Genomic DNA, 15,792 nt, shown 5'->3' on the forward strand with positions numbered 1-15,792 from the left:
GAGTGAATCGCATCGACGGACAATGTCAAATCGCGACCAGCGTTTCGCGCATGTCCGCGCCTAGGACCACCTGCCCGCGTGGGCGCCTCCGTCAAGGTGGAGGATCTCACCCGAGACGAACGAAGCGCCATCGAGATAGAGCACGGCGTCGGCGATCTCCTCGACGGTTCCGATGCGGTTCGCAGGGCTCAAGGCCGCGAATTGTGCGTGTTTGTCCTTGGGAACCATCGGCGTGTCGATGACGCCTGGGGCGATGACGTTCACGCGGATGCCGCGCGCCGCGTATTCGATGGCCAGCGATCGCGTGGCCGCTTCGATGCCGCCTTTGATGAGCATGGGCAACGCGCTCGGTATGCCGGCCATGGGCTGGCTCGCCAACGACGCGCCCATGTTGACGATGTGCCCCGATTGACGTGGGACCATGTGCCGCAGTGCCGCGCGCGTCATGTGGTAGAAGCCCGTCAGGTTCGTCGACAGGAGCCGCGCGTAGTCGTCGTCGGTGTAATCGGTAAAGGGGCGCCCGATGAAAATGCCCGCATTGTTGACCAGCAAATCGAGCTTGCCGAAACGCGACAATGCCGTATCGACCGCGCGCGATGCCGTGCTGGCCTCACCGACGTCGCCATCGACCAGGGCGAGCTTCTCGGACGCGACGAGCGTGCCAGCACGCGAAGCGTGGCGCGACGTGGCCACGACGTCGTAGCCACGGTCCAAAAGCGCTTTGGCAATACCGAGTCCAATTCCACTGGAGGCGCCCGTGACCAGGGCCACTTTCCCATTCGTATCGTGCATACCGACCTAGGTCGGCAGCCCGTACTTCGTTACAGCGTTTCGTCGATGTACGAACACAGGCGAATGTGCTCGCGCGCACGGTGGACCAGAACGCGCACGTAGCCGGGCGAGATGCCCAGGATTTTCGCCACCTCCTCGTGCGGCTGCTCGTCGAGAAGGCTCAGCATGACGACATTGCGTTGCAGCTTGGCCATGCGCACGATGCACCCCTGGACCCGGGCGAGCTCCTCGGCGTGGGCGACGAGCGCGTCGTGGTCTTCACCCTTGGCCTGGGAGGCCTGGGCCTCGAGCAAAATCCGAGCGCGTCCGTGGCGCACCTGCTTGCTCCGGCGGTTCATCACGTGGTGGCGCAAAATGACCGTGAGCATCTTGATGGCGTCCTCGCGCTCGCGGGCCAGCGCACGCGCCTCGGGCAAGGTCAGAAACGACGTGAAGCTGTCTTGCACGGCATCGAGCGCATCTTCCGCATCGAGGCCGCGCCGACGCGCATACGCCAGCAGCTGCCCGCGATGCTCGTGCACTAGCGAGGTGACCCAGGAGAGAAAGCTCGTGGAGCCGGAGGCATGGGTCATGGGGTCGAGCGACATGGCGTAGGACATGATCCCATAGGTCGCGACGAAGCCATTGGTTACAAAAAATCGAGTACGGCTGCGCTCGTCATCGCGCGCCTGTCATTTGGTGTCATTTGGAGGATGGCGGGAACAACGTATACGTAACGTATACGCATTAAGTTCCACGCAACGCATACCTTATCGAGGTGGCTCCCATGAATGATATCCAGTCGCACCTGGACCGAAGGTGGCCCTTTTCGATCGTGGGCTTCGTCGCCGTCGCGCTCATCGCGAGCTGCGCGTCGCCGAGCGACTACGATCCCGGTCGATGGTCCCCATCGCCCCCCGTATTTTATCCCGGATACGATGGCGGCATTTCCCAACGGGATGGCAGCTCTGACGCCAAAGGGTGCTTGCACGCCGTGAACGGCGCCTGCACCTGCGACGGAGGCACGTGCGAACGTCAGGACAAATTCGTTGTCTTTGGTGGCAGAAATGACGACGACGGCTATCTGGACAGCACCTGGGAATGGGATGGAAATACGTGGTTCCAGCGCAATACCGCAGGACCGTCGGCGCGCATGAGCACAGCGGCCACGCTCGGAAACAAGGTCGTGCTCTTCGGTGGCACCTCGGACAGCGCGCTCGGGGAAACATGGGAATGGGACGGGCATAGCTGGGGCAGGCGTCTCGCGGCCACGGAACCGCCAAAGCGCATGCACGGTGCCATGGCGACACTCGACGTCAACGTCGTCCTCTTCGGCGGCGAAAACGGCAATGCGACGTTGCACGATACATGGGAATGGAACGGAACCACGTGGACCGAGCGCAACGTTGCCGGTGCCCCCCTCGCGCGTTCCGGGCATGCCATGGCGACCCTCGGCAACAAGGTCGTTCTCTTCGGCGGCCGCGGCGAACGCGTCTTCGACGACACGTGGGAGTGGAATGGGACCTGCTGGACCCAGCTCAATGTGACCGGCCCCAAACCGCGCGACGGTCACGCGATGGCGACCTTTGGCAACAAGGTCATTCTCTTCGGCGGCTACGGCGTGAATGCCACCGGCAGCACCACCCGGCTCGACGATACCTGGGAGTGGGACGGAACCACGTGGACCCAACGTTCCCCCGCCGTGGCCCCGAAGGCGCGCGAACTCCACGGCATGGGCACGCTGGAAGGCAAAGTCCTTCTCTTCGCCGGCAGCGACGTTGGGGAGAGCTCCCTGACCTATTTCAATGACCTTTGGGAATGGGACGGAACCACCTGGAGCAAACGCAACGTCGGCACGGCCCCGTCCGCCCGCCACGGTTCCGCGGCGGCCATTCTTCCGTGACGACGAAGAATCCGTGCAGTTGCGCCGCGCGAACGGACCGATTAGAGCCCGGAACATGCCCCAGGCCATCGTGTTCGATCTGTTCGGCGTCATTGCATTGCACCAATCCGTGGAAGACAAGCAGCGACTGGAAGGGCTCGCCGGCGTGGCACCGCCGGCGTTCTGGGAGGCCTATTGGGCGCTGCGCAAGCCGTACGACGCGGGCCAGACCAGTGTGGACTACTGGTCGACGATGGGCGCGCGCCTCGGCGTGACCTTCGACGCGGCCACGGTGAAGGCGTTGATCGATGCGGATCTCGCCAGCTGGACGGGCGTGGATCCCCGCATGGTGGACTTGCTCGGCGAGCTTTCGACAGCCGGACGCACACTGGGACTGCTCTCGAACATCATCGAGGACCTGGTCCCCGTCTTCGAAGCGAAGCACGGGGGCTGGCTCTCGCGGTTCCAGGCGCGCACGTACTCATGCCAAATCGGCGTGGCCAAGCCGGATCTCGAGGCGTACCGCATCGCCGCCTCCCGCCTTGGCGTGGAGCCACGCGACTGCATCTTCATCGACGACAACGAGAACAACGTGCGCGCAGCCCGCGAAACCGGCATGCAAGCGGAAGTGTTCACCTCCCCCGATCAGGTGCGCCGCCTGCTCGCCGTGTAAGCGCACGGGATCGGCCGCCGCGCCGTCGAAGCGAACCGAAGTCGAGGAGGAAGAAGAAGAGAAGCTGCCCCACCCGGCAGCGCTCTCCGGTGCTCTCCATGTCCTCATTTCGCGCTGCTGCCCGCCCCAAAGCGGGTGCTCATGCCATGCTTCCTCGCGTCATCGCACGCCCCTCCCTCCGCATGGCATTCCGCGCCCACAGGGGCGGGCCGCATGGTCGCACTGAAAACGCCGATGCCAACGGCGAGACCGGAGGGGGGTGCCATGGATTCGCGATTCGCGATTCGCGAATCGCGAATGCCCCGTGCCCCCTCCCCCCGAGCCATCGTGTCACGGCTACGGCCGGAGATAGACACTGCCCTCGCACGTGACGAGTGGTGGCGAGAGCCCGGATACGACCTCAGCGCCGGTGAAGATAGCGCGATCGAGCAGGCAACGGCGGCCTGCATCGCGGTGCGGAGAAGTCCCCTTCCGCAGGAATCCCCTCCGAGACAACGGCGGGCGATGTAGGATCGGCGGCATGGCCGCCAAGAAGACGACCGCGAAGAAGAAGGCGACGACCTCCGCGCGCGCTCCGGCGCGGCGGAAAACGCCGCGCAAGGCTCCGGCGGAATCGACGGGGCTCCAGCCGCACGATTGCCTGTTCGACGTCGAGCCGAAGGAGCTCGCGCCCATCCGCGCACGCATCGAGGACGAAGGCGGCTCGGTGCTGGCGGCGTACCGCGATCCGTTGGGCGGGCGCGCGCTGGCGTTGGCGGTGCTGCCCATCGGAAAGATCGAGCCCACGCCGTTCCAGCGCGATCTGTCGGACACGCATCACAAGCGGCTGGCCGAGGTGCTGGTCAAGACCGGACGCTTTCTCGATCCGGTGATCGCCGTGACGGCGCCAGACGCCGCGGGGGGCTTTTGGACGCCCAATGGCCGCCATCGCTTGGAGGCGATGCGCCGCCTGGGAGCGAAGGCGATCACGGCGTTGGTCGTGGCCGATCGCGAGATCGCCTGGCAGATCCTCGCGCTCAACACCGAGAAGGCGCACAACCTGAAAGAGCGCGCCTCGGAGGTCATCCGCATTTACCGCGGCCTGCTGGACGAAGATGGCGCGCGCGCCGAATCGAGCTTCTCCTTCTACTTGGAGGATCCCGCATTGGTGACCATCGGCGTCTGCTACGAGCGCGAGCCCCGTTTCGCCGGCGGCGCGTACCACCCGATTCTGCGGCGCTTGGAGCGCTTTTCCGACGGCTCGCTGGACGAAGCCGTCTCGGTGCACGAGCATTTGGCCACCGAAACGCTGGCCGTCGAGGAGAAGGTCGCCGCCGCCGTGGCACGCCTCAAAGAAAAGGGGCTCACGAGCCCGTACCTGCGCTCCTTCGTGGTCGCGCGCATCAATCCGCTGCGCTGGATCAAGGGCGAGTTGCCCTCGGCCGAGAGCGTACTCGCCACGATGAAGGAGCGTGCCTCGCGCTTCAACGTCGACAAGGTGAAGCAGGAGGACCTGGCCCGCGCCGGCGGTGTGCCGGACGAGGAATCCGCGTAGCGATCACCCTAGGAGCTCGGCATCCGCCTGTAGTGGTAGTGGTGGTGCGTGACGAAGTGCAGGCGCTCGTAAAGCGCGAGGGCCGCGGTGTTGTCGGTCTCGACTTGGAGGTACGCGTTCTCCGCCCCCTGCGCAGCGGCAGCCTCGAGGAGGGCACGCATGATGGCCTGGGCGAGGCCGCGACGGCGATGGGCGGGGTCGACCTCGATGGCCGAGAAGCCCGCCCACGAGCCCACGAGCACGCAACGGCCGATGGCGCGGGCGCGCATCGGATCGTCGCCGGCGATGGCGGCGAAGAGAACGCGCGGGCCTCCGCGCAACACGCGCAGGGCCGGTTCGGCGAGGGCGCTGGCCTTGTGGTAGCGGGCGATCCACGCGGCATCGGGGGAGTCGGTCACCCGCACGCCCCCCCACCCCGCGCCCCCGGGAGCGGTGACGTCAAGGACGCTGGCAATCGTGGCTATCTGGACCGCGACGGGGGCTTCGAGGGTCCAGCCCCGGTGCACGAGCGCGTCGTCGAGGGCGCTCCCGGGAAATACCTGCAGGTACGCGGGGAGCGAGCGCGCGGCGTACCAGCTGCGAACGCGCGCGAGGGCGTCGTCCACCGGCATCCCGGGATCGCCGACGGCGAGAACGGAGTTGGCCCTGCGGGTGAAACCCGCGGAGGCGCGCAGGACCCAGCGGCCAAGGGGCTCGGTCTCGAGGGCCGGCCAGCCTTCCGCCGTGATGCGCGCGAGCGATTCCGCGTCGAGCGGCATCATCCTCAGAGCACGCCCCACTCAGCAGCCTTGAGGACCGCCCGCGTGCGGTCGCGGACGCCCATTTTCGTCAGAATGTTGGATACGTGGTTCTTCACCGTGCCCTCCGCCACGAAGAGCGCCTTGGCGATCTCGCGGTTCGAGTAACCTGCAGCGAGAAGACGCAGGACCTCGCGCTCGCGCGTGGTCAGCTCGGCGGCGTCCGCGGGGCCTTCGGCGGCGGGCTTGGCCAACTCGCGCTCGGCCCGTGCGGTCAGCGCCGGATGAATCATGGTGCCCCCCGCGGCCAGCTCGCGCACGGCGGCCACCAAACGCTCCAAGGTCACGTCCTTGAGCAAGAAACCGCGCGCCCCCGCACGAACCACGGCGAGCGCCGCGTCGTCGTCGTCGAAGGTCGTCAGGATCAACGTCGCCGGCAGAATTCCGCGCTGGGCCAGCTCGGTCACCACGAAGCAGCCGTCGCCCTTCGGCATGCGCATGTCCAAGAGGAGCACGTCGGGCCGGACCTCGTCGACGACGCGCAACGTCTGCTCGCCGTCGCCCGCCTCGCCCACCAGCACGATGTCGTCCACCAGCGCGAGCAACGTGCGGATCCCCTCCCGCACCAAAGTGTGATCGTCGGCCAGGACCACGCGAATCACGACGCATTCTCCTTCAGCCCCGAGAGCGCCGGGAGCCATGCGCTCACCACCACCTCGCGCGAAGGCTCGGCGGCCACGCGAAGCCATCCACCGAGCTCCTCAAGGCGGGCCCGCATGCCCGACAGGCCGCACCCCGCCCGCACCACTCCGCCCGGGCACGTGCCATCGTCGCGGGCGTCGACGGTGATGTCCCCATCGTCGCCCTGGGTGATGCGGACCCATAGATTTCGCGCGCCCGCGTGGCGCATCGTGTTGGTCACGATTTCCTGGACGCAGCGCAAGATGCAGTGCCCGCGCGCACCATCGTCGATGCACAGCGCGTCGGGCATGGCCAGATGCACCTGAAGCCCCGGGACGTCTTCCACCAGGGCATGCAACGCGGTCCGCAGATCCGGCCCCGGCGATGCGCGCATCGCGCTCACCACGTCGCGCACGTTGTGCAGCAGGCGTGCGCTCACGTCCTTCGCCTTCGCCACGTGCGTGGCCGCCCGCTCCGTGGAAACGTGGGTCGCCACCTCGAGTTGCAGCCCGAGCGCGGTCAAGTCGTGGCCCAGCACGTCGTGCAGCTCGCGCGCGATGCGCGTGCGCTCGTTCACGCGGCTCGTTTCCTCCAGCAGCGAGCGCGTGGCCCGCAGCTCGGCGTTGGTGCGCGCCAGATCGTTGCGCGCCTCGGCCTCGCGCCGGGCCGCGTACACGGCGACGGCGGCAAACGCCTCGCCCGCGCCAAAGGCGATGACCGTCGAGAGGCTCTCGCGAAGATCGAGACCTTTGCCGTGCGTGCACACGATCACGAACATGAGCAAAATGCTCTGAAAGAGGATGAGCGCGACCGTCCCGACGGGGCGCAGCACCAGCGCCGCCTGCGCGGCCACGATGACCAAGGAGAGCGACGCGAAGTGACATGGCTGCAGCCAGGCCATGGCCAGCATCGCCGGCGTCATGAGCAGCAGGCCGCCCATTCGCCGGCGCCGATCGCCTTCCGGCGCCGCGGACGCAACATGAAACGCAAAGACGAAGACGATGTATGCCGCGGCCCAAGCCAATAGCTCGCCGTCCCACTCGGTGTGGCGATCGATCAGCGTGGGAATGGCCACGACGATCAGGAGCAAGTACCCCACGATGCGCAAAGTGCGCGCAATGCCCATAAAGAGCAGTGTAGTCCAGTGTGAACCGCTGGACATGTGCCAAAAGTCATGATCGCGAGGGCCCCGGCCGGATCATGACTTTCGGCACATGGCCCCACGGCCTTTCCCGCGCTCAAAGTGTGCCCTGATGGGAGGCCTTTCAATGAAATTCCGATTCGATGCAGCAGCAGCCCTGGTTTCCGTCCTTGCGGGCTGTACCGCCTGCGCGTCCGAGCCGCGTGCAGGCGCGCCGGCAACGACCACGACGGGCACGACGGCCACCGCGACGCCGGTTGCGTCCGAGGCCAAGATTCGCGGGGCGCTGACCGGCACCGTGCGCACGGACAAAGAACGCGCCCGCGATGGCGCACGGCACCCGGCCGAGACGCTTTCCTTCTTCGGCGTGCGCGAGGACGCGTCCGTGCTCGAGTTGTGGCCGGGCGGCGGTTATTACACGTCCATTCTGGCGCCGACGCTGGCCGAGCGCGGAAAGCTCACCGTGACGCACTTCGATCCGAACGGCGACCCGAAAGCGTACGGCACCAAGAGTACACTCGAGTTGTTCGCGCGGCTCGACAAGAACCCCGAGGTGTTCGGCAAAGTGGGCCGGCAGCAGGTCGCCACGCCCAACGTGAACCTCGGGCAGGCGGCGAGCTACGACTTCGTGCTCACGTTCCGCAACATCCACAATTGGATCGAGGATGGCTTCGCCGACAAGGTCTTCGCGGAGGCGTTCCGCGTGCTCAAGCCGGGCGGCGTGCTGGGCATCGAGGAGCACCGCGGTAAGCCCGGGATGAGCGTCGAGGCGATGAACAAGACCGGCTACGTGCCCGAGGACTACGTGCGGCAGCTCGTCGAGCGCGCGGGGTTCCGCTTTGCGGCACGCTCCGAGGTGAACGCCAATCCGAAGGATACGACGGACCACCCGAACGGCGTCTGGTCGCTGCCGCCCTCGTTCGCGGGCAAAGACGTCGATCGCGAGAAGTTCGCCGCCATCGGTGAGAGCGATCGCATGACGTTGCGCTTCACCAAACCATGACGATGCGGCCGCGCGAGTTCGCGGCCGCCGCCATCGTCGCTGCCGTCGTGGGGGTCGTGTTTCCATACGCGACCCTGCGTCTCGGCTTCGGACCGAACGTGTCGATCGTTTCGACGCTGCTCGGATTCGTCGTCTTGCGCGCGACGGGCAGCTCCGGGCGAACGTCGCTCCACGTGGCCTGTACCGCGGGGGTGGCGGCCGGTCAGACGGCATTCATGGGGGTCGCGCTCGCGGCGTTCGAGATCCTGCGGACGCGCGATCCAGGTCGTTTCACGCTGCATCCGTCGGCGCCGGTGGTCTTCGCGTGGATCGGATCGGCGGGCGCGCTCGGCGTGCTCGCGGCCCTGCCGCTGCGGCGCCACTTCATCGAGCGCGAGAAGCTGACTTTCGCCGGTGGTGCGTGCGCCGCCGAGACGATGCTGGCCCTCGACCGGCGCGATGGCGCGCAGCATGGCCGGAGGGACATTGCGGCGCTGGCGGTATCGTTCGTGTGCGCCTCGGGGTTTACGTTTCTTCGGCCTGCCGCGCTGGCGGTGAGCCCCCTCGGAATCGGCTCGGGCATGCTCATCGGGCTGCGCGTGGCGTTGTCGATGGCCCTGGGCGGCGCCCTCGCGCACGCGTTTCCGGCGCACCTGTTGCCATGGATGGGCGCGGCGCTGGTCGTAGCGGGCGGGCTGACCAGTGCGCTCATGCGGGTGCCCGCGATGCTCAGTGGAATCGCCTCGACGCGCACGGCGGCGGACGTCGGGCGGTATCGCCCCGCCATCGTGGCCGCCGGCGCCGCCTTGGTGGTGCTCTGCGCGATCGATGGCTTCGCGCTTCATCTGTCGGTTCCCATGACCCTGGCCAGCGTGGTGCTGGCCGCGCCGCTGCTCCTCGTGGGCACGCGCGTCCTGGGCGAAACCAATTGGGCCCCCGTGGTTTCGCTGGCCACGCTCGCGCAGGCGGTGCTCGCATCCATCGACCCGGGGAACTTGGCCGGCACCATGGTGGGCGGCGCGCTGTGTGGGGCCATTCCCAATGGCGGGCAGCACATGATGCAGAGCTTTCGCGCCGCCTCCATCGTCGGAGCCTCGACGCGCACCACGGCCGTGGCGCAACTCATCGGGGTGGTGATTGGCGCGCTGGCGCTCAGCGTGACGTACCCGCTTCTGGCGGCCGCACACCCGGGTAGCGGCATCGTCTCACCGTTGAGCGAGGCGTGGGCCACGTCGGCGGAAGCGCTCGCACGCGGTCCGTCGTCGATGCCGCACGCGGTGGTGGTGGCCATGACCGCGGCGGGGGCCGCGGGCGTGGTGCTCGCCTTGCTCGAGCGGCGCTTTGGCCGGGTGATGCCCTCGGCGCCGGCCTTGGGCATCGGCATCCTCGTGCCATGGGGCCTTGCCTCCGGCGTGCTCGCCGGCAGTGCCGCGGCGTGGATCGCGGCGCGGTTTGCACCGCGATCCACGTCCACGCGCGGCGCCGCGGTGGCGTCAGGCCTCGTCGCCGGCGAGGCGCTCGCCGCGTGCGGGATGGCAGCCGTGACGGCGCTCTTGGGCCATTGATTCGCCACATGAATATCCGCTTCTCCTGAAGCGGTTCTTTATTCTGGTCAGAGAATAGACCAGACCAACGACCGCCACGGCGAGGATCGCGTAGCGCAGGATGGTCGCCGCGAACACCGATAGCCCGACCCCCGTTGCCATGGCAGCATAGGCCGCCAGGCAAAGCGGGCATTTCGGCATGAGGGCCAACACCCCGCCCGGGACGATGCAGGCCGCAATGCGCCGGAGGCTCATGGGGTCAGGCCGTAGCGGTCGTGATGGCGAATCCACGCCATGGGGCGCGGCAGCCCGGCCTCGTCGCGACCTTTGGGCACCAAATCCAGGTACGAATAGGGCACGAGCACGTGCTCCGGCCCGCGACCGAACGTCGAGTACGTGTGAAAGACCTCGCCTGCGTCGTTCTTGATGAACGCGGTGAGCCCGGGCGCCTCGTCGGCGGGGAATCCCTTGTCGGCATAGTTGTAATATGCACTACCGGAGGCAAATTCCTCTTTGGTGAACGAGACATGGTAATCGAAATTGAAACGATTCCCGTTCGACGAAACCCACTCGAATTTCCACCCCATGCGCTTCCGAAACGCTTCCAGGCGCTCGATCGGTGCACGGGATGCGACCACGAAGCTCACATCGCGATTGGCCAAGTGCACGATCGATCCATCGAAGTGATCGGCGGCCATGGAGCACGTCGGGCAGCCCTCCTCCCATTCCGGGCCGAACATGAAGTGGTACACCAGAAGCTGCCTGCGCCCGCCGAACAGATCGGACAAGGACTTTTCGCCCTGGCGGCTGGTGAATGTGTACGGCCTTTCGACTCTGACCCAAGGCAGTTCGCGGCGCTCCTCGGCCAGCGCATCGCGTTGCCGGGTCAGCTCCTTCTCCTTGACGAGCAGCTTCTTGCGGGCCAAAACCCACTCTTCGCGGGAGACGACCCGCGGGTGCGTGTTCGTTGCCATGATGAATCCTCCTGAGGACGAGACGACGCCAGGCCTCGAAAGGATTCGCGGAAGAAAATATTTCGCGCCGCCCGCATCCTTTGGCCCCCGACGAACGTCCTGGGAATAGGTACGGAAATGACCACCCCTTTCGAATCGTTCGAGCAACTCCTCGATGAGCTACGGCCCAAGCTGCATCGTTACTGCGCACGCATGACCGGCTCCGTCGTCTCGGGGGAGGACGTGGTGCAGGAGGCGCTCCTCAAGGCGGTCGAGAGCTTCCCAAAGATGGATCTGGTCGATCACGTCGAAGGGTGGGTCTTTCGCATCGCCCACAACACCGCGTTGGATTTCTTGCGCCGTCGCGCGCGCCAAAACGCCGCCTTTGCCGACGAGGATCCGGACATGAGCATCGACCCCAACGCCGCCGCGGACACCCGCCCGATCGCCGCCCAGCACTTGCGCACCTTCATGCGCCTTCCGGCCGCCCAGCGCAGCACGGTCATCCTGATGGATGTGCTCGGCTATTCCCTCGAGGAGATCGGCACCGTGATGGGCGCGAGCCTTCCTGCGGTGAAGGCTTCCCTGCACCGGGGACGGACGCGCCTTCGCGAAATCGCGGACGAGCCGGACGAGCTTCCCCTCCCCGGGCTGTCCGAGCACGAGCGAACCCGCCTCGCCCTTTACGTGGATCGCTTCAACGCGCGCGACTTCGATGCCGTTCGCAACATGTGCGCGGACGATGCACGCCTCGAGGTGGTCACCCGAGTTCGGAAAACGGGCGCCGCGCCCTACTTTACGAACTACGCGAGCCAGAAGGATTGGCGCTTGGCCGCAGGCCTCGTCGATGGCCAGGCCGCCATTTTGGTTCTCGATGCGGACAATCCGTCGGCGGGGCCGCTCTACTTCGTTTTGTTGGAATGGGAGGGCGACAAGGTCGTCGGCATTCGCGACTTTCGCTATGCGCGCTACGCCATGGATGGGGCCAACGTGCATCTTTTGCGCTAGGGCTCTGTCCCGGGTCCATACGGTGAATCGAGTCTGGGGCCCGCAAGGAGATGGGAGGGCTCTCTAGGGCGGGAGGAGGACAAACGGGTGCGTGATCGCGCGCTCCGCGCAATCTCACACATGCTTCTTCTGGCCTTCTCTCTGCCAGATAAAAATGAGGGTAGGAAAAGTTCCGGTGGATGCGAGCAGTTGTTTGCGCAGCTTCACCTAACGAGGAATTCGGCCACCGGTCCGCGCCCGCTGCGCTTCCCATCACCGCCCACGTGTTGTTCCCGATAGCTGGACGCCCTTGGGCGTTGGTTCCCTGCCTTCTCGGGCACGCGGAGGGCTGTTGCCTCCCACTCAAACCTTGCGGCAACCCATCATCCTGATCTGCGCCCTTGCGGGCGAGGTGTTCCGGAACACCTCGCACGAAGGTCTGCCCCAGCGCATTGCCAATGTAGTGCCAATCCGCATCCCACCTGAATACGCGCGAATCCGAGTGCCGCCCCCTGTCCCGGACGATCTGCGCCTTGTCCCGGACACCCCACGAGCCCTCGCTCGAGGAATGACGATGGCGACGCCATCTCCTTGCGGTCGGTTCCATGGACCACATCGTTCGGAGACGAGAGCCTCTCGTCACCGAGCGCGCAAGGATCATCGCGAGACGTCCATCGAGCATGGACCGTTGTCAGCCGGGTTGGATCGAACAGAGGAGATCGGGCGTTTTTCAGTATGTCTTGCCATCTTGAATCCTCCCGATCTGCCGCTCTCCCTGTCCATTCTCCGGTTCGGTTACGACGTCTCTGACGTTTCCGTGGCGCCGCCTCATCGTTCCACCGGGCGAACGATGCGTTCGCGGGCGGGGCATTCTCGTTCCGGAGAGGCCTTCTTATCGTCCTAGGTATGAACGCACTGGATCACGAAGGCATCTTTGCCCAAGCTTGGAACGACCCGCGGTATACGCGGTACGAGATCCCCCCGCTCGACGTCAATCGCGTTCTGGAGGAGCGTTACCGCACCAACGAGCCGCTCCGGCTCACCCGAACGATGTTGTGGGACATGGAGACGAAAAAGTCGCGCCGCCCGGATCGGTACATTCCGTACGTCGTCGCCGCGGGGAGCGCCGAGGCCTGGGACGATCGACCGGCTGCGGATGGCGCGCCCACGTTCGTCCGAAAATCGATGCAGCGACTGTGGCGGCAGCCCGACGTCTACGAGTTGATCCTCGAGCAAACGCGCCTCAATCACGCCACGCAGACGGTCACCTTCATCGGCGCGGCGTCGTACCCGGATCGGAACGGCCAGCTCCTGCACGCAGGAACCGGCCAACCCATCTTCCACGTGGTGCATGGCGTGGGCGGTGAGGAAGACCGCCCGCACAACCGCTGGGAGATCGTGCTCCTCACGGATGCGCGCGACGCGAAGTGGACGGAGCCCTTCGCGCAGATTGCCCGTGATCCTTGGCTACCGGGCTACCTGGAGATCTACATTCGCAACGATCTTGGCATCGACCTGACCCGACGCGACCTCCCTTGATTCACCGCTGCGCACGAGCTCCAAGGCGGCGTGCAAGATTTCGCTCTCTTGTAGAAGGACCAAATTGGCCGCATCGGCCAGCGGAATGAACGAGTCCGCCGAGGCGACCCGCGCGAGCGGCTTCGCACTCAGATCGGCATGGGTGGCGAGAAAGGTGACGATGCCCTCGGACACATTGCCCGAGTGGCGGCACTCGTCCACCACGAGCACGGCCTTCGACTCGCGCACGTGCTGCGCGATGGCCTCCTCGGGCAGCGGCGCGATCCAGCGCAGGTCCACCACCCGTGCGCGGATGCCCTTGCCCTCGAGGGAACGGGCCACGCGCAGGCACATGGGAACGCCGTTGCCGTAGGTGAGCATCACCAGATCCCGCGCGTCCGGCTCATAGACGCCAACCTCGCCCACGTCGATGGCGCGCCCCGGCTCGGGGACGGGAAAGCTCCATGCGCCGTCACCGGGAAAGAGATCGCGCGTGTGGTAAAGGGCAATCGGCTCGACGAAGACACAGACCCGCCCGTCGATGCGCGCGGATGCCATCAAGGTGCGCAACATCCGAACGGCGTCGTCGCCGCGCGATGGGACGGCGACGATCACACCGGGAAGATCGCGCAGCACGGCAAGGCTATCGTCATTGTGGAAATGCCCACCAAAGCCCTTTTGGTAGCCAAGCCCGGCGATGCGCACCACCATCGGGTTCTTGAGGTGTCCGCCGGAGAAGAACGACAGCGTTGCCGCCTCGCCACGGAGCTGGTCCTCGGCATTGTGCACGTAGGCCAAAAATTGAATCTCGGGCACCGGCAAAAGGCCAATTTGGCCGGCACCGATGGCCATTCCCAAAATGGATTGCTCGTCGAGCAAGGTATTGAAGACGCGCCCCGCACCGAACGATTTCCACAGTCCCACGGTCACGCCGTAGACGCCGCCCTTCTCCGCGACGTCCTCGCCGAACACGACGAGCTCGGAGTATTTGCGCATCAAATCGGAGAGGCCCGCGCGGATCGCATGGGCCAGCGTCTTGGGCCCGCCATCGTTGGCGGCCGACGCATAGTCGGTGCGGCGCGCTTCCTCGGCCACCGCATTTTTTCGCGATGGAGCGATTGACGCCATGACGCCATCGCGCGTGCGCAACTTGGGGCGCTTCACCGCCTCGTTCGACAGCGCACGCACCGTCTCCGCGGCGCCATCGATCGCATCGAGAAGCTCACGCGACGACATCACGCCCGCATCGAGAAGTGATTGTGCCGTGAGAAGGACCGGATCACGTTGCTCCGCCGTCGCAATCTCCGCGGCCGCGCGGTATTCGCGATCGGCATCGCTCCCGGCGTGGCCCCATACGCGCTCGCAGCGCAAATGAAGGAACACGGGGGCACGCGTCTTGCGGCATGTCACGACCGCGCGCTCGGATGCTTCGTAAGCCGCCGAAAGATCCCCTCCATCGGCCGCGATGTAGGTCATTCCCGGTGTGCCGCGCATGCGGGCCTCGACCCAACCCTGCGGTGTCCGCACCGAAACGCCGAGGCCGTTGTCCTCGCACAGGAAGAGAACGGGGACGGGAACGCGCTGGTAGGCGGCCCACGATGCGGCGTTGATGGCGCCCTGTGCGGTGGAATGATTCAACGACGCATCGCCGAACGAACACACCACGATGGAGTCCTTCGTCGTGGGCACCGTGCCCTCGTGCAGTCGTCCGAGGGCTCCCAACTTTGACGCGCGATCGATGGACACCGCCATGCCAACAGCCTTTGGCAAATGCGATGCAATCGTGCTGGTTTGCGGAGGAATACCCCACGGGATGCTCCCGAAGACTTTGTGACGGCCTTCGGCGATCGGATCATCGGATGATGCGGCGAGGGAGAGCAGCAATTCGAAGACGCCGGGCGCAGTGCCTTCGCCGGCACGCGCACGGGCGAGAAAGAAAGCACCGCTTCGATAATGAAGCAGCGCCGGATCGGTCTTTCGTGTCAGCGCTCCCAGCGCAACGTTTCCCTCGTGTCCTGCACTCGCGATCGTGTAGTAACCCTCGTTGCGCGCGCGCAGCTCGTGGGCCTCGATGTCCACGAGACGGCAGTTGAGTTGGGCCTCGAAAAGATTGCGCGCCAACTCGTGAGGCAAGCGGAGTGATGGAGCCGTTAGACGAAGTGAACCTTGAGCGACGTTGCGGAGGCTTTCGAGCGAACGACGAGCACGGGCGAGAGGCATGGAATAATTAGGAGCCACACGCCACGCCGCGCAAGATCCGAAGTAGCAAGCTTGAAACGATCCGCGCTTACGGGAAACGTCACATCGATGACGCGATTTGTCGACGGTTCTGTCGCGCGCAGGCCATACATCAATGAACCGTTTCGCAGTTGGGGAGGGACCTGGCTGC

14 protein-coding genes are annotated in these 15,792 nt (G+C 65.9%); 7 read left to right on the forward strand and 7 right to left on the reverse strand.

The window, feature by feature from the left end; genetic code table 11:
* Positions 1-60 precede the first annotated feature (60 nt).
* Both LVJ94_29185 and LVJ94_29190 read right to left on the reverse strand, forming a co-directional pair.
* Positions 61-792, reverse strand: a complete 732-nt coding sequence (locus tag LVJ94_29185; protein WXB00981.1) for an SDR family oxidoreductase — start codon at positions 790-792, stop codon at positions 61-63.
* A 29-nt stretch (positions 793-821) separates the two neighbouring features.
* Positions 822-1,391: a sigma-70 family RNA polymerase sigma factor gene (locus LVJ94_29190; GenBank protein WXB00982.1), complete on the reverse strand. Its 570-nt coding sequence runs from the start codon at positions 1,389-1,391 to the stop codon at positions 822-824.
* Between the two features lie 167 nt (positions 1,392-1,558).
* On the opposite strand from LVJ94_29190, the gene LVJ94_29195 reads away from it, so the two are divergent.
* The 3 genes from LVJ94_29195 (at position 1,559) to LVJ94_29205 (ending at position 4,860) form a co-directional block, all read left to right on the forward strand.
* Entirely contained in the window at positions 1,559-2,674 is a 1,116-nt protein-coding gene (locus LVJ94_29195; protein WXB00983.1) for a hypothetical protein, read from the forward strand.
* A gap of 55 nt (positions 2,675-2,729) precedes the next feature.
* A complete protein-coding gene (locus LVJ94_29200; GenBank protein WXB00984.1) occupies positions 2,730-3,326 on the forward strand; it encodes an HAD family phosphatase in 597 nt (198 codons plus the stop codon).
* Between the two features lie 520 nt (positions 3,327-3,846).
* Positions 3,847-4,860, forward strand: a complete 1,014-nt coding sequence (locus LVJ94_29205; GenBank protein ID WXB00985.1) for a ParB/RepB/Spo0J family partition protein — start codon at positions 3,847-3,849, stop codon at positions 4,858-4,860.
* Between the two features lie 8 nt (positions 4,861-4,868).
* Here the strand turns inward: LVJ94_29205 and LVJ94_29210 are convergent, their stop codons facing one another.
* Genes LVJ94_29210 through LVJ94_29220 form a run of 3 tightly spaced genes read right to left on the reverse strand, consistent with a single transcriptional unit; the run spans position 4,869 to position 7,404 of the window.
* The gene (locus tag LVJ94_29210; protein WXB00986.1) at positions 4,869-5,621 is read right to left on the reverse strand and encodes a GNAT family N-acetyltransferase; all 753 of its coding nucleotides are present in this window, start codon (positions 5,619-5,621) and stop codon (positions 4,869-4,871) included.
* A 2-nt stretch (positions 5,622-5,623) separates the two neighbouring features.
* A complete protein-coding gene (locus LVJ94_29215; GenBank protein ID WXB00987.1) occupies positions 5,624-6,259 on the reverse strand; it encodes a response regulator transcription factor in 636 nt (211 codons plus the stop codon).
* Positions 6,256-7,404, reverse strand: a complete 1,149-nt coding sequence (locus LVJ94_29220; protein WXB00988.1) for a histidine kinase — start codon at positions 7,402-7,404, stop codon at positions 6,256-6,258. The genes LVJ94_29215 and LVJ94_29220 overlap by 4 nt, the downstream gene beginning before the upstream one ends.
* Positions 7,405-7,546: 142 nt before the next feature.
* On the opposite strand from LVJ94_29220, the gene LVJ94_29225 reads away from it, so the two are divergent.
* Together LVJ94_29225 and LVJ94_29230 are read left to right on the forward strand one after the other, a co-directional pair.
* Positions 7,547-8,422 (forward strand): methyltransferase domain-containing protein, encoded by an 876-nt coding sequence (locus tag LVJ94_29225; GenBank protein ID WXB00989.1) that lies wholly within the window; start codon positions 7,547-7,549, stop codon positions 8,420-8,422.
* Entirely contained in the window at positions 8,419-9,966 is a 1,548-nt protein-coding gene (locus tag LVJ94_29230; protein ID WXB00990.1) for an OPT/YSL family transporter, read from the forward strand. Before LVJ94_29225 ends, LVJ94_29230 begins: the two co-directional genes overlap by 4 nt.
* 230 nt (positions 9,967-10,196) lie before the next feature.
* Here the strand turns inward: LVJ94_29230 and LVJ94_29235 are convergent, their stop codons facing one another.
* On the reverse strand, positions 10,197-10,919 hold the full coding sequence (locus LVJ94_29235) for a thioredoxin family protein (GenBank protein WXB00991.1): 723 nt from the start codon (positions 10,917-10,919) through the stop codon (positions 10,197-10,199).
* Positions 10,920-11,036: 117 nt separating this feature from the next.
* Between LVJ94_29235 and LVJ94_29240 the strand changes: the two genes are divergently transcribed.
* Complete coding sequence (locus LVJ94_29240; GenBank protein WXB00992.1) at positions 11,037-11,906, forward strand: RNA polymerase sigma factor; 870 nt, start codon at positions 11,037-11,039, stop codon at positions 11,904-11,906.
* 885 nt (positions 11,907-12,791) lie between these two features.
* On the forward strand, positions 12,792-13,424 hold the full coding sequence (locus tag LVJ94_29245) for a hypothetical protein (GenBank protein WXB00993.1): 633 nt from the start codon (positions 12,792-12,794) through the stop codon (positions 13,422-13,424).
* On the opposite strand, the gene LVJ94_29250 is transcribed toward LVJ94_29245, so the two are convergent.
* Entirely contained in the window at positions 13,353-15,536 is a 2,184-nt protein-coding gene (locus tag LVJ94_29250; protein WXB00994.1) for a hypothetical protein, read from the reverse strand. The two genes, LVJ94_29245 and LVJ94_29250, sit on opposite strands and share 72 nt — an antisense overlap.
* Between the last annotated feature and the right edge of the window lie 256 nt (positions 15,537-15,792).

The organism is Sorangiineae bacterium MSr11367, assembly GCA_037157805.1.
Classification (GTDB): Bacteria; Myxococcota_A; Polyangia; order Polyangiales; family Polyangiaceae; genus Pendulispora; species Pendulispora rubella.